The organism is Pusillimonas caeni (genome assembly GCF_003545815.1).
Lineage (GTDB): Bacteria > Pseudomonadota > Gammaproteobacteria > Burkholderiales > Burkholderiaceae_B > Pusillimonas > Pusillimonas caeni.
Window position 1 is genome coordinate 171,667 of record NZ_PDUW01000007.1, and the last position, 21,229, is coordinate 192,895.

Below are 21,229 nucleotides of genomic sequence, written 5' to 3' on the forward strand. Positions count from 1 at the left end.
GTTGAACTTCTGAAAAAGGCAAGAACTCATGCGTCTGGATATTTCAGCTCTTCTTCACCCGCCCAGCGCCTGGCCGCGCTGGATGCTGGCGCCGCTGCTGGCGCTCATGCTGCTGCTGACGGCCTGTGGCGGCAGCGGCGACTCGTCCAAGGATGACCAGGCCCGGGCCACGGTGCTGGTCTACGTGGTGGGCTCCGACCTGGAAGAAAACTGGAGCCTCGCCACGGAGAACCTCAAGGAGATGATGCAGGTCGGCTCCAGCCAGGAAGTCAACATCATCGTGGAAACAGGCGCGGCCGACAAAGAAGGCTGGCGCACGGTAAAACGCCAGAAAGTCCTCAATGGCGGTACGGAACTCATCAGCGACCTGGGCAGCCAGCGCATGACCGATCCCGCCAACCTGCGCAAGTTCATCGAATGGGGGGTCGGCGCCTATCCCGCCAAGTCCTATCATCTCGTGTTCTGGGATCACGGCGGCGGTCCGCTGGGAGGATATGGCGTCGACAGAAACTTCCCCGGCACAAGCACCATGTCCATGCCCGAACTCGCCGAGGCCCTCGAAGGGGCCAAGCGCACCACCGGAGCCACGTTCGACCTGGTCGGCTTCGACGCCTGCCTCATGGCCAGCGCCGAAGTGGCATACATGCTGCGCCCCTATGCGCGCTACCTGGTGGCCTCGCAGGAAATCGAGCCGGGCCGGGGGTGGGACTGGAAGGCCTATCTGAGCCACGTGGTCAACGACAGCGGCAGCACCGCGCTCTCCACGGGCAAGGCCATCGTCGACGGCTATAGCGAAAAAATGGCCGCGGAAGGAGAGTACTTCGTCACGCTTTCACTGACCGATCTGGGCAAAATGGACGCCCTGATGGAAAACCTCGGCGCCGTGTCGGCCACCATCGTGGACAAGCTCAACGCCGGCAGCGCAGCACAGCAATACAACGCCTGGGCGGACCTGGCTTATACGCGCCGCAGCTCGCACGACTTCCAGACCTCCTGGCTGTTCGGCAACCGGTACGACCTGGTGGACATGGCCGACTTCTTCACCAAGCCGGCGCTGCGCATGCTTGATGTGTCGGAAGAACAAGTTGCAGCCGTCGAAGCCTCGCTGAACGAAGCCGTGGTCTACAACAAATATGGCGAGAACCTTTGGGCGGCGGGCGGCATGACGCTTTACATGCCCCTGGTCAGCGCCGGACAGAACAAGGGCGACATGTATCTTCGGCATGCCGCGCTGGACGTTCCCGACAGCCTGAAGAGCTTGGTCACGCGCTACGTCGAACTGGCCCGCAGCCCCGGGCTTCCGAAGCCCACGCTCGGCACGCCGCAACAGGCGGGCGGCATCTCTTATGCTCGGCTGAACAATGCCAACTTCGCCGCCGTGGAATATGCCAATCTGTGGAATACGTCCAACGCGCCGGGCAGCCAGCACCTTGCGATCAAGCCGCTGGACGCCCAGGCGCCGCCGCCCGCCGGCGACGAAGTGCTCATCGCCGCCCGTCCCGACGACGGCTGGTTTCTGCTGCCCAGCTCCGTGGGCCCCCCGGTGCTGGTCAGCGTCCTGCCCGACGACACGCCGCGGATGGCCGTCGGCTACGCCACCTACACCATCCCCGTCCTCCTGCGCTATCCGGGCGTTCAGCCGGACAGCAGTCTGGACGACAGCAGGATAGGCATGAAAGGCGTCTTGCTGGTGGAGTACAACGAAGACGTCCAGGGCAATAAAACCTACCGCATCCTCAACTTCCTCGCAGGCAGCGGAGCCAGCCCCTATGCCAGCCGAACCGATCCGCAAGGCCTCGAAGAGGGGCTGGAGTTCTATCCCCTCATCCTGGTCGACGGCGAATGGCAGGCGGATCGCAGCCGCAGCATCGTGAGCTTCGACGCCGGCGACGCCGACACGCCGCAGGAAGACTGGTGGCAATTGCAAACCGCAACGGCGACCGAACTTTGCGGCGCCGCCTGCGGGTTCAGCTTTGGCATCGTCGATTATCAAGGCACAATGACGATGTAGAGAACCCTGGCGGCAAGGCCGCCCATGCCACCGCCTCGGAAAACCGGCGGCGGCGTGGGCGGTCCGCCGCTCGACCATAATGAAGAATGCGCAACAGGCCCCTGAGCGGGGCCTTGCTTCGATGTCGCCCGCCTCGTTCGGCCTGGTCATGGCGACCGGCATCGTTTCCCTGGCCGCCGCCATGCTTTTCCTGCCCCGCGTGGCGCAAGTGATGTTCAAGCTGAACATCTTTTTCTTTGCCGTGCTGTGGGCGCTGACGCTGCTTCGCCTGGCGCGGCACTCCCGGCGTTTCTTCCGCGACATGGGCGACCATGTGCGGGCGCCCGGATACTTCACGATGGTGGCCGGCAGCGGCATCCTCGGCACGCAATTCGTGGCGCTGGGCGGCAGCTACCGCGCGGGGTGGCTGTTATGGGGCCTGGCCGCCGCGCTGTGGATCGTCCTGGTCTACGCGATTTTCGCCGCGCTGACGGTGCGCGCCGACAAGCCCGGACTGGACCGCGGCCTGAGCGGAAGCTGGCTGCTGGCGGTCGTGGCGACGCAGTCGATCGCGGTGCTGGGCGGCGCCCTGGCCGGCCATGGCGGTCCCATCGACGCGGCGCTGCTGGACTTCATCGCCTTGGCGATGTGGCTGAGCGGCGGCATGCTGTATGGGCTGATCATGGCGCTGATCTTCTTTCGCTATCTGTTCCTGCGCTTTTCGCCCGCCGACCTGTCGCCCTCGTACTGGATCAATATGGGCGCCATGGCCATCTCGACGCTGGCGGGAACGCAGCTGATCGCCAATGCCGCGGCATCGCCCTTTCTTGCCTCCATCCTGCCCTTCATAAAAGGGCTTACCCTGTTCTTCTGGGCGGCGGGCACCTGGTGGATTCCACTGCTTCTGGCACTGGGCTTCTGGCGGCATGTGACCATGCGCTTTCCCGTCCGCTACGATCCGCTGTACTGGGGCGTGGTGTTTCCCTTCGGCATGTACGCGGCCAGCACCCAAAGCCTGATTCAACAGCTCGAGCTGGATTTTCTGCATGTGTTGCCTATCTGCTTTCTGTATGCGGCGATGGCGGCCTGGGTCGTGGCCTTTGTAGGGTTGTCGCACGATGTCGGCAGGCGGTTCAAGGGAAATCGCGGAGGCTGCGAGGCCTAGGCCTAGCCAAAACACTCATAAAAAATCCGGTAGACGGTTAAAATGCCGCCAAAGCAGTCGTAACAACAATCAACATAACGACTCATGCGCGCACGCAGTGTCCGGCCGACTGGTCGCACGCGTCTTCAGACGCCGCTCCGCATGACGACCCCACGGAGGCGGCATGCATTCATCCAGGCTTTATCGCGTTCTTCTGGCATCCGCGGCCGCCGTGGCGCTGGCCTCTTGCGGCGGTGGCGGATCCTCGTCGCAGGCGCAAATTCCGCCAGCCCGGGTAACGGCGGCGGTCGCCCAATTGGACGATCTCGCTGCAGAAATCCTCGAACGCTCCGTCATACCGGGCCTGGCGGTGGCGGTCGTGCACCAGGGGAAAACCGTCTATGCCAAGGGCTTCGGCGTGCGCAAGCTGGGTGACCCGGCTCCTGTCGACCCGGAAACAGTATTCCAGCTGGCATCGGTATCCAAATCGGTCGGCGCCACCGTCGTCGCGGCCCAGGTAGGCGCGGGCGTCGTAACCTGGGATACGCTGGTGGCTCGCGACCTGCCCTGGTTCGCGCTGAACGATCCCGAGGCCACCGCCCGGCTGACCGTGGGCGATCTCTACTCGCATCAGTCCGGCCTGCCCGACCATGCGGGCGACGACCTGGAAGAGTTGGGTTATACGCGCCTGGAAACCATGGAACGCCTGCGCTTTCTGGCCTCGGCGCCCTTGCGCAGCCGCTATGCCTACACCAACTTCGGCATTACGACCGCGGCTCAAGCCGTGGCAACGGCGGCCGGCGTCGCCTGGGAAGATCTCTCGCAGGAAACGATCTACGGCCCGCTGGGCATGGCGTCCACCAGTTCGCGTTATGCCGACTTCATGGCGCGGGCCAATCGCGCCCATCCACATATCCGCGACGGAGACGGCTTCCAGCCCGGGCCGATACGCCAGCCCGACGCTCAGACGCCGGCGGGCGGCGTCAGCTCCAACGTGCTGGACATGGCGCAATGGATGAGCATGGTGCTGCGCGAGGGGAAGCATGAAGGAAGGCAGTTGATTCCCGAGAACGCCCTGACGCCGGCCCTCAGCCCGCAGGTCATGACCTCGCCGCCTTCCGGAGAGCAGTCCGCCGGCTACTATGGATACGGCTTCAACGTCTCGACCTCGCGGGCCGGCTTCACCCAGCTGGGCCATTCGGGCGCTTTTCTCATGGGCGCGGGCACCAGCTTCAATCTGCTGCCCGCGGCGGACACCGGCATCGTGGTCCTCACCAACGCTTTGCCCGTGGGCGCCGCCGAGGCGCTGTGCCTTTCGTATCTGGATCTGGTTCAATTCGGACACATAACGCGCGACTGGCTCGACGTAGTGGGGCCGTACTTCGCCGACATGGCCAAGCCCTTCGGAGAGCTGGCCGGCGCGCCTTTCCCCACCGACCCTGCTCCGGCGCTGCCGGCCCACGCCTACACCGGCGTCTACGGCAACGACTACTACGGCGATGCACGGGTCGAACAGCGCGGCGGCGAACTCGTCCTGGCGCTCGGTCCGGTTCCCAAGATGTACGCGCTACAGCATTGGAGCGGCAACGTCTTCGTGTTCGAGCCGGACGGCGAAATGGCGCCCGCCGACTCGCGCTCGGCGGTCACCTTCGCCGTCGGCCCGGGCGGCGTGGCGCAAAGCCTGGCGATCGAGCTGTACCAAGAGAGCGGCGTCGGCACGCTGGAACGGCACTGAGCCCAAAGCCGATGCGGCGGCGTGCCGGGCCGCAATAACCACAATGCGGCAAGGGTTGATATATGTCAAGGACAGGAGCTGGGCCTTTGCCCACACTGGTTTAAGGATGCTGTAAGAATTCCTTGAACCGAATGGCGCTACGCCATCCTTCCTTCGACAGTTATGCACACAACCCTGATTCCCATCGACTGGCTGCATTGGTCCCTGGCTGCCCTGCCTATCCTCGCCCTGGCCTTCCTGCTGGTCAAGCTGCGCTGGACCGCCCAGCAAGCGGGCACCACCGGCATGTTCGTGGCGGCCGGAGTCGCCCTGCTCGTCTTTCGCACTCCCGTAGACACTCTGGCGGTCGCAAGCGCCAAGGGAATATGGGATTCGGCTTCGATCCTGCTGGTGATCTGGCCGGCGCTGCTGCTGTATCACATCATGAGCAAGGCCGGCGGTTACGAGGCGCTGCGCCGGGGCATCGTCAGCTTCAGCCGCAACGAACTGTTCATCGTCGTCGCCCTGGGCTGGGTATTCACGTCGTTCCTGCAAGGCATCGACGGTTTCGGCACGCCCATCGTTGTGGTGGCTCCGTTGCTGGTGGCCATCGGCATGCGTCCGGTCTACGCGGTCGCCATACCCATCATCGCCCACATCTGGGCCAAGTTCTATGGCACGCTGGGGGTGGGCTGGCTCGCCACGCTGCAGGTGGTCGACCTGGATGCGGCCACGACGCAAGCCACCGCCCATCAATCCGCGCTGCTGCTGACCATCCAAGTGCTCCTGGGCGGGTTCACCGTCGTCTGGATGTACGGACGCTGGCCGGCGGTCCGGCATGCCTGGCCTCTGGTGCTGATCATTTCAGCCATACAAGGCATGGGACAGATCATCGTCGTCTGGTTCGACCCGGTCCTGGCAGCGTTCATACCCGCTACCCTGGCCATGCTGGCCCTGTATCCGCTGTCGCGCTGGCCCCGGTATGCCGAGCCGCTGGGCGGCCTGACAGAGCGACCCGCCATGTTGGAAGCAGGCATAGGCAGTGCACGCAGCGACGACAAGTCGGCGCCCATGGGGCTGCTCATGTCCTTCATGCCGTATGCCCTGCTTACCGTCTTCGCTTTGAGCTCATCGCTGATCGAGCCGCTGAGAAGTGCACTGGGCTCTTTCACCATCGGCCTGCCTTTTCCCGAAGTCGCCACCGGCTATGGAATCGTCAACGTCGCGACGCCCCGTTATTCGGCCATGGCTCCGCTGACCAACCCCGGCGCCAGCCTGCTCGTCACAGCTGCCTTGACCTGGCTGATCTTCAGTGCGCGGGGCTACTACAGGGCCTGGGCGGCCGCCGACCCCACCGTGACTCAGTCACGCATCGTGCGCAATCTGTTTGCCAGCGCCGTGCCCGCATCCGTGCCCATCATCGCGTTCCTGGTCATGGCGCGCATCATGGACCATTCGGGCCAGAACGAAGCACTGGCCTTTGGAATCGCCGCTGTGGCGCCGGCCTATGTGTTCGCTTTCCTGTCCAATGGCATCGGAATCATCGGCGCCTTCGCCACGTCCAGCAGCACGTCGTCCAACACGCTGTTCTCGGATTTGCAATACACCTTGGCCAGGCTCAAGGACCTGCCCGTGGCGACCATTCTGGCGGCCCAGAGTGCGGGCGGCGCGATAGGCAACGCCATCGGCCCTGCCAACGTCGTGCTCGGAACCAGCACCGCCGGGATCAGCGGCAAAGAGGGCGATGTCCTGCGCAAGACCCTGCCCTGGACACTGGCCGCCTTCGCACTGACGGGCGCGGCCACCATCCTCATGATCATGCTCGGTGCATAACCAGGGGAAAACAACCATGTTCGCCTTATTCAAGAACCGGCTCGCCTACTTGAGCGTATCCCTGATATTGCTGGTCTGCGCAACGCCGCTGATCAGCCTCGGAACCACCACTGGTCCCAGCCAACTCTGGTGGCTGGGCCTGGCCGCGCTTTTCTTCGGCGGCCTGATACCGCCCGTGCAGCGTCTGCTGCTGGGTCCGCCATCCCCGGCGCCCGAAGCTGCTGAAACCTCCTCCAACGCCTCTTCAGATCAAGGAGCCAATGATGAGCCACGCTAACGGTCCTCGCACCGGCCGCCCCCCAGCCGTCTCCTCGCGAGGTATGGTGTCTTCCCCGCATTATCTGGCGTCCGCGTCCGGGCTGGACGCACTGCGACGCGGCGGCAGCGCCGTCGACGCCGCAATCGCGATCAATGCGACGCTGTGCGTCGTATATCCGCATATGGCGGGCCTCGGCGGCGACGGCTTCTGGCTGATCGCGGGCCCGGATACGGGCGGTGTTCAGGCGCTGCATGCCGGCGGTCCGGCGGCATATGGCGCAAACCGCGACTTTTATCGCGAGCAGGGATACAAAGCTATTCCGGCGCGTGGCGCCCTGGCTGCGCTGACGGTTCCGGGCGCGGTCGACGGCTGGCGCGCCGCGCACGAGCGCCATGGACGCCTGCCCTGGTCATCGCTGTTTTCCGACGCCATCCATCACGCGCGCCATGGCGTGGCTGTAAGCCGCTCGCTGGCCGACTGGCTGGCCGAAGACCAGTACATCTTGCGCGAGAATCCCCGGACGGCCCGGATCTACCTGCCTGACGGCAAACCGGAACGCGAAGGCGCCCGACTGGTGCAGGCGGATCTGGCCCGTTCGATGGAACTCATCGCCACGCAAGGAGCCCGCGCCGCATTCTACGAAGGCCCGTTGGCCAAACGCATCTGCGAGGCCATGGCCGCCGCCGGCTCGCCGCTTCGCGCGGACGACTTCGCCCAATACCGGGCCAGATGGGTCGACCCCATTTCCACTACCTACCGCGGCCATCAGGTTGTGCAGATGCCGCCCAATACCCAAGGTTTTGCGGCATTGCAGATACTGAACCTGCTTGAAGGCTTCGACGTCGCTGCGTGGGGCGAAGGCACAGTCGACTATTACCATCATATGGTCGAAGTGGTGAAAGTGGCCTTCGCCGACCGCGACGAATGGCTGACCGACCCGGGCCACGTCAAGATTCCCCTGGATGAACTGCTGTCCAGAGAATACGCAGACCGCCGGCGCGCGTTGATCGACAGCATGCAGGCGCTGCCCGCGGAACTCATCGAACCGGGACTGCGCTATGGCACACAGTTCGACCATCGCATTCCCGAGGGCGATACGGTATATTTTTGCGCCGTCGATGAAAGCGGCTTGGCGGTCTCCAACATCCAGTCCATCTACCACGATTTCGGCTCGGCCTGCGTGGCCGGGGATACGGGGATCATCATGCAGAACCGGGGCAACTTCTTTTCCCTGGACGACCGCCATCCCAACCGGCTCGAGCCCGGAAAGCACACCTTCCACACCATCATTCCCGCCATGCTGCTCCAGGAAGGCGCACCGGTTCTCACCTATGGCACCATGGGCGGTGAAGGCCAGCCGCAAACCCAGGCGGCCCTCCTGACCCGGCTGATCGATTTCGGCTTCGACGTGCAGCAGGCTGTCGAAGCGCCGCGCTGGCTCATGGGCCGCACTTGGGGCATGGAGTCGCGCGACCTCTGGCTCGAGTCGCGTATCCCCGACGAAACCGTGCGGGCGCTGCGCCTGCGCGGCCAGCCGGTGAAAATGGCCGGCAACTGGGACGGCTCGCTGGGCCATGCCCAGGCTATCCGCATCGATCGGGAAAGCGGCTTTTTCGAAGGAGGAGCCGATCCACGCGGCGACGGCGCGGCCCTGGGCTTCTGAACGGCTCGCGGAAAGCATGTTTGAGCCTATAATGCGAATCTTTTTCATTCTCAACATAGGACTACGCGTGAAGCTTTCCAACCGTTTCATCGGCCTGTGCGCCGCCCTCTCCTTCTGCGCGGCGGCGCCCGCCATGGCTTTCGAACTCGTCCACGACCAAGGGACGATCTCGCTTCCGGCAACACCCGAGCGCATCGCCACCTTCGACCTGTCGGTGCTGGACAGTCTGAACGCGCTGGACGTCGATGTGGCCGGCGTCCCCAAGTCGACCTACCGGAATGAACTGGCAAAGTACGCAGACGCCGCCGAGGTGGGCACTTTGTTCGAACCCGACTACCCCGCCCTCGAGAAGCTGAAACCCGAACTCATCTTCGCCGGAGGGCGCTCGCGGAACGCCGTGCCCAAGCTCCGGGAAATCGCCCCCACGGCCGTGCTCGAAAACGATGCGGCCGACTTTCTGGCCAGTTTCCGGCGCAACAATCTGGCTTTGGCCGACGCCTTCCAGAAAAAGCCCCAGGCCCAAAAGGCGATCGACGCCATCGATGCTGACGTTCAGGCCCTGCATGCGGCAAACCAAGGCAAGACCGGCGCCTTTCTTTTCGTGATCAAAGGAAACGTCATGGCCCACGCGCCGGGCGACCGCTTCGGCTATGCCTACGAACTGGCGGGCTTGAAGTCGGTGTTGCCGGCCAAAGACTCCGATGCCCCCGCCGCCCCGCGTCCCGAGCCCGGTTCTCCGGAAGCCAAGGCGGCCGAGGCCGCTCGCGCCGAATCGATCGCGGCCATCGCCAAGGCCGAACCCGATTGGCTCATCGTGCTGGACCGGGGCGCCATCAACGGCGGCGAGAAGACCGCCGCGGACACGCTGGCCAAGCATCCTTCGCTGAGCCGGACCCGCGCCTACAGTGAAGGCCGCGTGCTCTATGTCGACCCCAACGGCTGGTATGTGATCGGAGGAGGATTGAATAATCTCAAGCGCATCACGGAAGCCATGCTGGCAGCAATGAAATAGATGCGTCTCGAACTCGCCTTGGCGATGCCGACAGGGCTGTAGGCGCCTGTCGCTGTCCGCCATGCCCCTCCCCACGGTGGTGCGGGCCTTCGCCAGAGCGCAAGAAGCTCGCCGCCGACATATTTATTTACCGGGTTAACACCACTTTAAGCTTCAAGCTTTTGTTCTTAAGATGAGAGACGATGTACGCGGCCCACGGCCCGTGCATCGGCTTCTACAACATCCAAGAGACAAGAATCATGGCCCAGACCCGACGCGAGTTTCTCCAAACCGGCATCAGCCTGGCCGCGCTTTCCATGTTGGGCGCGCCCGCCTTCGCACAATCGATCGACAACCTCGTCATCGCGTACAACACCGGCGTGCCCAACTGGGATCCCACCACCGGGGCGTCAGGGGTCAATCCCAAGCTTCAACCCATTTATCTGTCGGTATTCGACCGCTACATCCAGCAAGAGCCCGACCTCAGCTTCACTCCCGGCCTGCTCACGAAGTGGGGCTTCAGCGACGATAAAAAACACATCCACATGACGGTGCGCGAAGGCGTCAAATGGCACGACGGCTCCGACTTCGGCCCCGAAGACGTGGTCTTCTCGCTCGAACGCGCCGCCGATCCCAAGTCGGGCAACCCCGGCCAGTTCGTCTGGGGCAAGTTCGGCAACTACAAGATCGACGGCAACACCATCACCGGCGACGTGCTCGAATACGAACCCACCGTGTTCAAATGGATGGCCTTCCTTACCGGCTACGTGCTGCCCAAGGCCTATTTCGAAAAAGTCGGCCCGCAGGGCTTCGAAAAAGCCCCGATCGGCACCGGCCCCTATAAAATCGACAACTACGAGCGCGGCGCCTACGTGCGCCTGGTGGCCAATAAAGATTACTGGCGCGGCAAGCCGGCCTACGACGTGGTCACCATCAAGTTCGTGCCCGACGCCGCCAGCCGCGTGGCCGAGGTCGAATCCGGCAACTCGCACATCACGCTCGAAATCCCCTACGAAGAATACGACCGCCTCAAGGCCAAGCCGGGCCTGAAGGGCGAGGCCTTTCCGGTGGCCGACGTGGGCATGATCTTCCTGAACGACATCGGTCCCATGGAAGACAAGAACGTGCGCCTGGCCGCTCACCACGCCATCGACAAGCAGCTCATCATCGACCGCCTGCTGCGCGGCTACGGCGTGCCGCTGTCCACGCTCGAGGCGCCCGAATACGACGCCTACGATGCCAACCTCAAGTTCGAGTACGACCCCGAAAAAGCCAAGCAGCTGCTGGCCGCCTCGGGCTACTCCACCGACAAGCCCGTGCGCTTCAAGATCCAGACCACGCGCGGCTACAAGCCCAAAGACTACGAGATGATCCAGGCCATCGTGGGCATGTGGCGCAAGGTCGGCATCAACGCCGAAATCGAAATCTACGAAATCGCCAAGCACTTCGAACTGCGCGCGGCCGACCAGCTTGCCCCCGCCGCCTTCTACAACTGGGGCAACGCCATCGGCGACCCCACCACTTCGACCGGCCATGCCATGTTCGGCCCTTCGCCGCACTCGGTCTGGGACACCGACGATCTCGACGAAAAAATCCTGCCGCTGTGGGGCGAAACCGACGAGGCCAAGCGCATCCAGGGCTGGAAGGACGTCAGCGCCTACATCATGGAGCAAGGCTACGTCATCCCGCTGCTGCAATACGTGATGCCGGTCATCCATTCGGACAAGGTCGTCGTGCCTCCCGCCGCAACGGGCGACGTCACGCCGGCCATGATGAAACCCGCCTAGACTGTCCAGCCAGCCTCTTCTTCATCCCTATTCCGGGCGGCCGCAGTTCGCCGCCCCGCCGCAACACAACGTAGCATCAATGCTGAAACCCATTCTTGCCAGGCTCATCTCGATGGTGCTGACGCTGATCGGCGTGGCCATCGTCGTGTTCGTGCTGATACGCGTGGCGCCGGGCAATCCCATCGCCATGATGCTGCCTCCCGGCGCCACCCAGGCCGACATCGCCCAGCTTACGGCCATGTACGGCCTGGACAAATCCCTGTTCCAGCAATTCGTCATCTGGGCCGGCAACGCCCTGCAGGGCGACTTCGGCAATTCCATCACCCTGCGCCAGCCGGTTTCCGACCTGGTGCTCGACCGCCTGCCCGCCACCCTTGAACTATCGCTGCTGGCCCTGTTCATCGCGGTGGCGCTGGGCGGCGCCACCGCCATCTTCGGGGCGCGTGAACGCGGCCGCGCTCCGGAAGCCGGCGTCGACCTGTTCAACGGCGTCACGCTGTCGATTCCCGATTTCCTGTGGGGCCTGCTGCTGATCCTGCTCTTCGGGGTGCTGTGGCCGGTACTGCACATCTCGGGACGGGTCTCGCCGAATCTCAGCCTGCCGTTCGCCACCCAGTTCTATCTGTTCGAAGCCATCGCGCGCCTGCGCTGGGACCTGGTCGCCGACCTGCTGGCCCACATGCTCATGCCCGCCTTGTCGCTGGCGCTGCCGCTGGCGGCCATCATCTCCCAACTGCTCAAGCAAGGGCTCAAAGAGGTGCTCGAACTGGACTACGCGGTACTGGCCCGGGTGCGCGGCTTTACCGAAACTCAGGTCATCACTCGCGAGGCCCTGCGCAATGCCGCGCTGCCCACCCTGACCCTGATCGGCGTGCAGTTCACCTTCCTGATCGGCGGCACCGTCATCGTCGAACGCCTGTTTGCCTACGAAGGCCTGGGCAATATGGCCATCGACGCCGTCATCAACCGCGACCTGCCCCTGATCCAGGGCATCGTGCTCACCTTCGCCGGCCTGTTCATTCTCATCAATCTTGCGGTGGACCTGGCCTACACCCTTCTGAATCCGAGGCTGCGCCATGGCTGAAGCAACCCTGCCCGGCCCGCACACCCAGCCGCGCGCCCGCGCCCGGCGGCGCAACCTGCGCCTGTGGCTGTCGGCCGCATGGCTGCTGCTGGTGGCGCTGGCCGCCATCCTGGCCCCCCTCATCGCTCCGCACGATCCGCTGGCGCAGGACCTGCTGCTGGAACGCCTGCCGCCCATGGGCCTCAGCGGCGCCGAGCCGGGCTACCTGCTGGGCACCGACAGCCTGGGACGCGACGTGCTGTCGCGCCTGATCTACGGGGCGCGCATCGCCCTGACCGTGGCGCTGGTCGCGGCCAGCGCCGCCTGCCTGGCGGGCTCCGCCCTGGGGTTGCTGGCCGGTTATTTCGGCGGCTGGGTCGACCGCATCGTCTCGCGCCTGGTCGACGTGTGGATGGCCTTTCCGCCCGTGCTGTTTTCCATCCTGCTGGTGGCTGTCCTGGGCACCGGCCTCACCTCGGTCATCCTGGCCATCGCCATCATCGACTGGACCCGCTTTGCGCGCGTGGTGCGGGCCGAAACCCTGGTGCAGTCGCGCATGGACTACGTGCATTCGGCCCGCATCGGCGGCGCCTCGCGCCTGGCCATCCTGGCCGGCGAAGTGCTGCCCAACGTGCTGCCCACCATCGTGGCCCTGCTGGCCCTGGAGATGGGCGTGGCCGTCATCGTCGAAGCCATACTCAGCTTCGTGAACCTGTCCATTTCCTCCGACTCGCCCACCTGGGGCGGCATGATCGCCGAAGGCCGCGCCTCCATCCACTTCAGCTGGTGGGTGCTGGCGGCTCCGCTGGTGGTGCTGTTCCTGACGGTGCTGGCCTTCAGCCAGCTGGGCGAGGGCCTGAAGGCCCGTTTCGACCCCCTGATGCGATGACGAGGCAGCCATGAGCCGACAGCCCACTCCCGCCGCCCCCACCCTGCAGGTAGAGGGATTGAGCGTCGCCGTGCGCGGCGGTCCGGCCCTGTTGCGCGCGGTCTCGCTCACGGTCCAGCCGGGCGAGGTGCGCGCCCTGGTCGGCGAAAGCGGCGCCGGCAAGAGCATGATAGGCAAGGCGGTGCTGGGCGTGCTTCCGCGCGGCATCGAACAGACCGCCGGCAGCATCCGCCTGCAGGACACGGCGCTTGAAACCCTGCGTTCGGCCGCTCGCCGCCAGACCGTGGCCGCCGTCGCCTCGCTCATCCCGCAAGATCCGCTCACCGCCCTGAACCCTTCGCGCCGCATCGGCGGGCAGATCACCGATCGCCTGGTGCGCCGCCTGGGATGGGGCGCCGGGGATGCGCAGCGCCGTGCGCTGGAGCTGCTGGACCGCGTGTCGATACGCGATCCGGAGCGCGTCATGGCGGCCTACCCGCATGAGCTCTCGGGCGGCATGCGCCAGCGCGTGCTCATCGCCGCCGCCTTCGCCCCCCGCCCCAGCCTGATCGTGGCCGACGAGCCCACCACGGCGCTGGACGTCACGGTGCAGAAGCAGATTCTCACGCTGATCCGCGAGCTGCAGGCCGAAACCGGCACGGCCGTGCTGTTCGTCACCCACGACATGGGCGTGGTGGCCAAGATCAGCCAGACGGTTACCGTACTGTTCGATGGCAAGGTGATGGAAGAGGCCCCCACCGCTCAGCTGCTGGCCCGGCCCAGCCATCCCTATACCCGCGCGCTGATCGCCGCCACGCCCCGCTACACCCATCCGCATGAGCCCCTGCGCCCGGTCCCGGACGAACTTGTGGCCCGGCTCCGTCAAGAAGTGGCCCAGGACGATGCCGGATCTCGTTAACGTTGAAAGGAAAGCCGCATGACCGAGCCGCTCTTCCAGATCTCGGACCTGAGTCTCGCCCTCCCCGACATGGCGCGCAAGCCCCTGCTGGGCCGAGCGCCCCGCATCGAAATCCTCAAGCAGGTGTCGTTCGAGCTGGCTCAGGGCGCCATCACCGGCATCGTGGGCGAAAGCGGCTCGGGCAAGACCACCCTGGGGCGTGTCCTGGTGCGGCTGCTGGCGCCCACCGCGGGCCGCGTGATGTTCAAGGGCCGGGACATCGGACAATTGGACGAAGCAGCGCTCAAGCCGCTGCGCCGCGACCTGCAAATGATTTTCCAGGACCCGCTGTCGTCGCTGAACCCGCGCCATACCGTCGGGCGCATCGTGGCCACGCCGCTCGAACGCTATGGCGTGGACAAGGCCCGGCGCCGCGCCCAGGAGGCGCTCGAAAGAGTCGGACTGCCCGGCGCTTTCGCCAAGCGCTATCCGCATGAACTGTCGGGCGGCCAACGCCAGCGCGTGGGCATCGCCCGGGCGGTCGCCCTGGAGCCGGCCTTCATCCTGGCCGACGAGGTGGTCTCGGGCCTGGACGTCTCGTCCCAGGCGCGGGTGCTGGCGCTGCTCAAGGAGCTCGCCGCCGACATGAACCTGACCATCGCCTTCATCAGCCACGACCTGTCCGTCATACGCAGCCTGTGCGATGCGGTCGTCGTGCTGGACCGCGGCGCCATCGTCGAAGCCGGACCATGCGGGCAGGTATTCGATGCGCCGCAAAGCCTCGTCACCCGGCAGCTCATCGACGCCATTCCCCTGCCCGAGATCGACGACTCCTGGTTCGACAAGGCGGCCGTGGCCGGGGCTTAGAGCCTGTTGACCCTAAAAGGGCAGCCGCACTGGCCGGCCAAGGCCAGGCAGGCTAGGCGCGGTGGACGGCCGTAGCGACTCAGTTTTCGGCGCCAGCCGGGCTCAGCAGGCCTTCGAGTTGCGCGCCTATCTCCAGGACCCGGGCATCGTGGAATTTGTGTCCCACGATCTGCAGCCCCAAGGGCAGGCCTTGGGGATTGCGCCCCATCGGCAGGCTCAGCGCCGGCTGCCCCGTGATGTTGAAGGGATAGGAATAGCCGCTCTGCAGAAACCAGTTCTCGGCCGGGGCGCGCTCGGCCCGGTCCGGCTCCAGCGCCAGGGGGGCGCCGCCGGGCGTCATGGGCGTCAGCAGCACATCGATGTCGCTGAACACACGCCCCAGATCGACCGCCATCTGCCGCAGGCGGATGCGCGCCGCCGACAGGTCGGCCATGCTCATGGCCTCGCCCTCGCGATACAGCTGCCGCAGGCCCGCGCCCAGCTTGTCCCGCTGCGGCGCAGGCAGACTGCTGAACGACTCGACCATGCGCGAACGCCATATCTGCCACATGGCGTCGGCGCAGTCCTGCGCGCGCGCATCGACTTCCTGAACGTGGCAGCCGGCAGCGCGCAGCTGCTCGAGGCTGGAGTGAAAGGCAGCGGTCACGTATTCATCGGGCTGCACGCCGGAACCCAGCAACAACGTCCATCCCACGCGTACAGGCCGGCTCCCCTCACCCTGCTTGCGGAAGAATGTGGACGCCAGGTCGCGCGGATCGGGCCGGCTCAGCACCTGCATCGCCGCGCGGCAATCATCGACCGACCGCGACAGCGGCCCCAGGTGCGCAAATTCGGTGAAGGCGCTGGACGGCACCATGGGTATGGCGCCGAACGTGGGCTTGAAGCCGACGAGCCCGCAATACGAGGCGGGTATGCGCACCGAGCCGCCCGCGTCGCTGCCCAGCGCCAGAGGCCCCCAGCCCGCCGCCACATGCGCCGCCGCCCCGCTGCTGGAGCCGCCCGCCGAATGCGCCGGGTCGACCGGATTGCGGGTAAGGCCGCTCAGGGGGTTGTCCGAGCGTATGGTCCAGCCGAATTCGGTGGTGGTCGTCTTGCCGAACAGCACGGCGCCGCCCCGGCGCAAAAGCGCTACGGCGGGCGCATCGTCGGAGGCCGGACCGGCCTCCGCCAGCAGGAGCGAACCCCTGCGTGTGGGCCACCCCCGCACATCAGTGAGGTCCTTGACCGAGACCGGCACGCCGTCGAGCGGGCCGAGCGGTGCGCCCGCCCGATAACGCAAGGCGGATTCGCGCGCCGCTTCGAAAGCCTGTTGCCAGTCGAGATGGCAGAAGGCGTTGATCAGCTCATCACCCTCCTCGATTGCGGACTGCAGGGCTTCGAGCACATCGACGGGCGTGCAGATCGCATCGTGGAACGCCCGGGTCAATGGGGCGACGCCCAGTCCGAGCAATTCGTCCCGGGCCGTCACGGGATCGATGCGCGCCATTACTTGCCGGCCTCGAAGGTCTCGAATTCGACGTTGGCGTATGCGCCGTCGACCTTGTCGAAACGGCGGATGTACTGGTTTTGCACCACGTCGCGCGTTTCGGGATCGATGCGTATGTGTCCGCGCGGGCTTTCGAGTTCGAGGCCTTTGAAGGCTTCCATGAGCTGCGCGCTGTCGGTATTGCCCTGGGTCTTCTTGAGCGCCTCGTAAATGGCGGCCATGCCGTCGTAGGCGGCCACGCTCATGATGGCCGGGCGGGCGTTCTTGCCGCGCAGCTTGATGAATTCCTGCACGAACTTGTGATTCAGCTCGGAATCATGATGCATGGAGTAAGGGTAGACGGTGACGACGCCCATGCCGTTTTCGCCGATGACGTTGACGATGGGCTCATCCACGATGTCGCCGGTGCCGATCAGCTTGATGCCGTCGGCTTCGAGGTTGCGGGCGCGGAACTCTTTGATCAGCGCCGGCGCCACGTCGCCGCCGTTGACGAAGGCGAACACGACGTCGGGCTTGGCATCCTTGATGCGCATGATGTAGGGAGAGAAATCGACCGTCACGATGGGCGTGCGGACCGTGCCGATGATCTTGCCGCCTTCGGCTTCGAACGCCTTGATGAAGGCCTTCTCGGCGTCCAGGCCGGGCGCATAGTCGGCCGCGACGACATACGCGGTGCGCGCCCCTTCGCGATAGGCCCACTTGGCGATCGGCGGCACCGTGGTGGTGACTTCGAACGCGGTGCGCATCATGTAGGGCGAGCGCGAAGTCAGGTTCTCGCCGGCCGCGTTCATGACCACCATGGGCACTTTGCCCTGGGTCGCAATGGGGGCCGCCGCCAGCGCATTGGGAGTGAAGACGAAACCCGCCAGGAAGTTCACTTTTTCGCGCACCACGAGTTCTTGTGAATGCCGCTTGGCAATCTCGGGATTGGCGCCGCCCGTGTCCTTGTAGATGACCTCGACCCGCTTGCCGGCCACCGTATCGCCATGCATCGCCTGGTAGGCCTTGACGCCCGCCTGCATCTGCTGGCCGAACTCGGCGAACGGACCGGTGAGCGAGGTGATGAGGCCGACCTTGACGACCTCTTGCGCCTGGACACCGGGCGCGACCGCCAGGGCGCCGGCTATGAGGGCCAACTTGCAACGTTTGATCAATGACATGGAGGTTCTTCCTGTGTTGAGAGCAGGCCATTGTATGCAGCGACAAACACCACCAACAATAAGCGTTTGCCCTAGCCAGCAGGAAATTTATTCCTTTCACGCCGTCGAGACAAGACAGAACTTTTCAAAACCCGCATGAAAAAAGGGCCAGATAAGGAGAATGTGTAATCTTATAAGCAGTATCGATAGTTGCCGCCGCTTGATCGAGGCATACGGAGATGGCGCTGACAAGAATCATTGCATGCAATCAGATCACAATTGAATTCAACTTGCCGTAAGCCATTCATTTCCACGCCTATTCCAGCACACTGACCGATTCGACGTGGGAAGTGTGGGGAAACATATTGACCACGCCACAGGCTTTGAGGCGATAGCCGCCTCGGTGCGCAAGTATGGCCGTGTCGCGCGCCAGCGTCGCCGGGTTGCATGACACATAGACGATGCGGCGCGGCCTTTCCGCTGCGCTCAGCGCCGCCAGCGCCTCGGCCACCGCAGGGGCGCCCTCGCGCGGCGGGTCGAGCAGCATGAGATCGAAACGGCCCTGCTCCCTCAACCAATGGGCATCGACGCTGAAGAGATCGGTGCAGGCAAAATGCGCCCGCCCCTCCAGGCCATGGTCCGTGGCGGCCTGCCGCGCCCGCTCGAGCAGCGCCGCGCTGCCCTCGACGCCAAGCACTTCTTTGGCTTGCGTGGCGATCGGCAAGGTGAAATTGCCCAGGCCGCAGAAGAGATCCATCACGCGATCGCCCGGTCCCGCCTCGAGCAGGTCCAGCGCCCGCGATACCAGGGCTCGATTGGCCGTCATATTGGCCTGTATGAAGTCGGTGGGCCGAAATCTCATGTTCAGCCCGAAGCGCGGCAGGCCGTAGGCCAGCTCGCGCCATTTCGTTGCGCCTTCGGCGCCCGGATGAGCCGCGCCGGCATCGAGCGGCGCGGCGGTGTCCGGCCCGCCCGGCTGCAGCCACCACACGATCCCGTGGCGGGCGGCGAACGCGCGAAGCCGGTCGCGGTCGCCATCGGTCAATTCCAGCAGATGACGCAGCACCAGCACGATCAGCCCGTCACCGCCCACCGCGACTTCGATCTGCGGAATCCGATGGGGAATGGACAAGGCGGCCACCAATCGATGCAAAGGCTCGAGCAGGTCCGACACGGCCGCCGGAAGGACGTGGCAGACGCGGATGTCGGCCACGAAACTGCTCTTGCGCTCGTGGAAACCCAGCAGCACCCCGCCCCTGGATGGAACGAAGCGCACTGCGAGCCGAGCCCTGTGGCGATAAGCCCAGTCGGGTCCTTGCAGCGCAGGCAAAATGCGCGCGGGAGCCAATCCCGCGGCGCGCTCGAACACGTCTTCGAGTTCGCGCTGCTTCAACGCCACCTGGGTGGCCGCATCGATGTGCTGCAAGGTACAGCCGCCGCACACGCCGAAATGCGGACAGCGCGGTTCGACCCGATGGGGTGAGGCCCGCAGCACGGACCGGACGCCGCCGACGGCGTAATTCGGCTTGGCGCGCTCTATCGCCGCCCTGACCCGCTCGCCCGGCAACGCGCCCTCGATGAAGAAGCGCCGGCCATCGCGCGTCGCGACGCCGCGCGCCTGGTCGTCCAGCGCTTCGATGTCGAGATCGATGATGTCCTTCATGACTTCGGATGCTTCTTAGAGCAGTGCCTGGAGCGCTTCGAGGCGGATTACATGTGCCACAAGGCCGAGCGGTCGATGTCCGCGAGCGTGGGCGTGCCGGCAAGCGCCATGGCGATCTCGAGCTCGGTGCGCAGCATGTGCAGCACGTGCACCACGCCGGCGGCGCCGGCCGCGGCCAGACCGTAAACATAAGGACGACCGATCAGCACGGCGCGCGCGCCCAGCGCCAGCGCCTTGAATACATCGGTGCCGCGGCGGATGCCGCCGTCGAGCAATACCGGGACCCGGTCGCCGACGGCCTGGGCCACATGGGGCAAGGCTTCGATGGACGCGGGCAAGCCGTCGAGCGTGCGGCCGCCGTGATTGGACACGATGATGCCGGCCGCGCCGTGCTCCAGCGCAAGCCGGGCGTCGTCGGGGTCCATGACGCCCTTCACCAGCACCGGAAGGCGGGTGGACTCGGCCAGCCAGCGCAGATCGGCCCAGCGCGGCGCATGTTCGAGCAGGCCGGAACCGAACAAAGGGCTGGCGCCCGCCTGGGCGGTGTGCGCCGCGACCGGCTTCATGCCTTGCAGATTCACGGCCTCGATGCCCGGGGGCAGGACGAAGCCTGCGCGCTGCTCGCGGTTGCGCACGCCATTGACCGGCGCGTCCACCGTCAGCACCAACGCCCTGTAGCCCGCCTCTTCGACACGCCGCACCAGCGCCCGCGTGAATTCGCGATCGGGCTGTATGTAAAGCTGGAACCACAGCGGCGCCTTCACGGGCGCGGCCACATCGGAAAGCGCTTCCAGCGGGACGCTGGCCTGGGTGCTGACGACCATGCCGGCGCCCATGGCGCAGGCGGCGAGGCAGGAGGCCTGTTCACCTTGTTCGTGCGCCAGCTTCTGATAGGCCACGGGGGCCAGCATGATGGGATGCTCCCATGCCTGGCCCAGCATCTCGACCCGGGTATGCGCCTGGCGCATATCGGCCATGACACGCTGCCGCAATCGGATTCGGCCAAAGGCCGCACGGTTCTCGGCGCATGTCTGCTCGTCGGCGGAAGCGCCGTTCAGATAGGCCCATGCGGCATCCGTCATGCGCTGCCGGGCATAGGGCTCGTAGTCGGCCGCCGCGGCGATCTGCGGCGGGATCTGGGCCAGAGGCGGCAAGGGCTTGTTCATGTATCCGCCCATTCGCGGATCAGATTATGGTACACGCCCGACAGCCGGGCCAATCGGGACGGGTCGTCCGTTTGCATGGCGATTTCCTGGATGGACTGATCCAATTCCCACAATATGGCGCGTTGATGTGCATGGCGCACCATGCTCTGCACCCAGAAAAATGACGCCACGCGCGCTCCCCGGGTGACCGGCGTCACATGATGCAGGCTGGTGCCGGGATAGACCACCATATGGCCGGCCGGCAGCTTGATCTGCCGCATGCCGTAGGTGTCTTCGATGGTCAGCTCGCCGCCCTCGTAATCGCCGGGGTCGCTGAGGAACAAGGTGCACGACACGTCGCTGCGCACGCGCTGCGCGGTGCCCGGCGCGACGAACACCGCGTTGTCGATATGGTTGCCGTAGTGCCCCGAGTTTTCGTAGCGGTTGAAACGGGGCGCCAGGATTTTCGCCGGCAACGCTGCGGCGATGAAGGACTGGTTCCGGCCCAGCTCGCCCAGGATGAGGTCGCCCAGGCGCGTGGCGATGGGGTCGTCCAGGGCCAGTTGCCGGTTCTGTTTGGCTCGCTGGGCGATGTAGCCTGCAGTCCGCAAGCCGTCTTCCCATTGCGCCTCCTGAAGCAGTCGGCGGCATAGTGCAAGCTGGTTCGCATCGAGTACGTCAGGAATGGTGATCAGCATGATGGATATGAAGGCGCGGAT

The 21,229-nt window shown here is 65.2% G+C and carries 17 protein-coding genes; 12 read left to right on the forward strand and 5 right to left on the reverse strand.

All coding sequences use genetic code 11. From position 1 onward, the window contains the following. The first annotated feature begins 28 nt into the window (after positions 1-28). The 12 genes from CSC67_RS15865 (at position 29) to CSC67_RS15920 (ending at position 15,077) form a co-directional block, all read left to right on the forward strand. Positions 29-2,011 (forward strand): clostripain-related cysteine peptidase, encoded by a 1,983-nt coding sequence (locus tag CSC67_RS15865; RefSeq protein WP_118995415.1) that lies wholly within the window; start codon positions 29-31, stop codon positions 2,009-2,011. A 79-nt stretch (positions 2,012-2,090) separates the two neighbouring features. Beyond that, entirely contained in the window at positions 2,091-3,155 is a 1,065-nt protein-coding gene (locus tag CSC67_RS15870; protein WP_118995416.1) for a tellurite resistance/C4-dicarboxylate transporter family protein, read from the forward strand. 163 nt (positions 3,156-3,318) lie between these two features. Further along, positions 3,319-4,869, forward strand: a complete 1,551-nt coding sequence (locus tag CSC67_RS15875) for a serine hydrolase (RefSeq protein ID WP_118995417.1) — start codon at positions 3,319-3,321, stop codon at positions 4,867-4,869. Positions 4,870-5,031: 162 nt separating this feature from the next. Continuing rightward, positions 5,032-6,681 (forward strand): L-lactate permease, encoded by a 1,650-nt coding sequence (locus CSC67_RS15880; protein WP_118995418.1) that lies wholly within the window; start codon positions 5,032-5,034, stop codon positions 6,679-6,681. A 16-nt stretch (positions 6,682-6,697) separates the two neighbouring features. Continuing rightward, a complete protein-coding gene (locus CSC67_RS15885) occupies positions 6,698-6,958 on the forward strand; it encodes a hypothetical protein (RefSeq protein WP_118995419.1) in 261 nt (86 codons plus the stop codon). Next, a complete protein-coding gene (gene ggt / locus CSC67_RS15890; protein ID WP_118995420.1) occupies positions 6,945-8,603 on the forward strand; it encodes a gamma-glutamyltransferase in 1,659 nt (552 codons plus the stop codon). Before CSC67_RS15885 ends, ggt begins: the two co-directional genes overlap by 14 nt. A 67-nt stretch (positions 8,604-8,670) precedes the next feature. After that, positions 8,671-9,615, forward strand: coding sequence for an ABC transporter substrate-binding protein (locus CSC67_RS15895; RefSeq protein WP_245220258.1), 945 nt, complete (start codon positions 8,671-8,673; stop codon positions 9,613-9,615). 239 nt (positions 9,616-9,854) lie between these two features. Then, on the forward strand, positions 9,855-11,381 hold the full coding sequence (locus tag CSC67_RS15900) for an ABC transporter substrate-binding protein (RefSeq protein WP_118995520.1): 1,527 nt from the start codon (positions 9,855-9,857) through the stop codon (positions 11,379-11,381). Positions 11,382-11,460: 79 nt separating this feature from the next. Beyond that, positions 11,461-12,465 (forward strand): ABC transporter permease, encoded by a 1,005-nt coding sequence (locus CSC67_RS15905; RefSeq protein ID WP_118995422.1) that lies wholly within the window; start codon positions 11,461-11,463, stop codon positions 12,463-12,465. Next, positions 12,458-13,333: an ABC transporter permease gene (locus CSC67_RS15910; RefSeq protein ID WP_118995423.1), complete on the forward strand. Its 876-nt coding sequence runs from the start codon at positions 12,458-12,460 to the stop codon at positions 13,331-13,333. Before CSC67_RS15905 ends, CSC67_RS15910 begins: the two co-directional genes overlap by 8 nt. A 10-nt stretch (positions 13,334-13,343) precedes the next feature. Then, complete coding sequence (locus tag CSC67_RS15915) at positions 13,344-14,231, forward strand: ABC transporter ATP-binding protein (protein WP_118995424.1); 888 nt, start codon at positions 13,344-13,346, stop codon at positions 14,229-14,231. A gap of 18 nt (positions 14,232-14,249) precedes the next feature. Then, positions 14,250-15,077: an ABC transporter ATP-binding protein gene (locus CSC67_RS15920; protein WP_118995425.1), complete on the forward strand. Its 828-nt coding sequence runs from the start codon at positions 14,250-14,252 to the stop codon at positions 15,075-15,077. Positions 15,078-15,156: 79 nt separating this feature from the next. Here the strand turns inward: CSC67_RS15920 and CSC67_RS15925 are convergent, their stop codons facing one another. The 5 genes from CSC67_RS15925 to CSC67_RS15945 form a co-directional block, all read right to left on the reverse strand. After that, positions 15,157-16,563 (reverse strand): amidase family protein, encoded by a 1,407-nt coding sequence (locus CSC67_RS15925; RefSeq protein WP_118995426.1) that lies wholly within the window; start codon positions 16,561-16,563, stop codon positions 15,157-15,159. Continuing rightward, positions 16,563-17,723: an ABC transporter substrate-binding protein gene (locus CSC67_RS15930; protein WP_118995427.1), complete on the reverse strand. Its 1,161-nt coding sequence runs from the start codon at positions 17,721-17,723 to the stop codon at positions 16,563-16,565. The genes CSC67_RS15925 and CSC67_RS15930 overlap by 1 nt, the downstream gene beginning before the upstream one ends. A 295-nt stretch (positions 17,724-18,018) precedes the next feature. Further along, positions 18,019-19,356 (reverse strand): 23S rRNA (uracil(1939)-C(5))-methyltransferase RlmD, encoded by a 1,338-nt coding sequence (gene rlmD / locus CSC67_RS15935; protein WP_425337666.1) that lies wholly within the window; start codon positions 19,354-19,356, stop codon positions 18,019-18,021. Positions 19,357-19,412: 56 nt separating this feature from the next. Beyond that, entirely contained in the window at positions 19,413-20,531 is a 1,119-nt protein-coding gene (locus tag CSC67_RS15940; protein WP_118995429.1) for an alpha-hydroxy acid oxidase, read from the reverse strand. Further along, positions 20,528-21,208 carry a Fe2+-dependent dioxygenase gene (locus tag CSC67_RS15945; protein ID WP_118995430.1) on the reverse strand — a complete coding sequence of 227 codons (681 nt, stop codon included), beginning with the start codon at positions 21,206-21,208 and terminating at the stop codon, positions 20,528-20,530. Before CSC67_RS15945 ends, CSC67_RS15940 begins: the two co-directional genes overlap by 4 nt. Positions 21,209-21,229 lie beyond the last annotated feature (21 nt).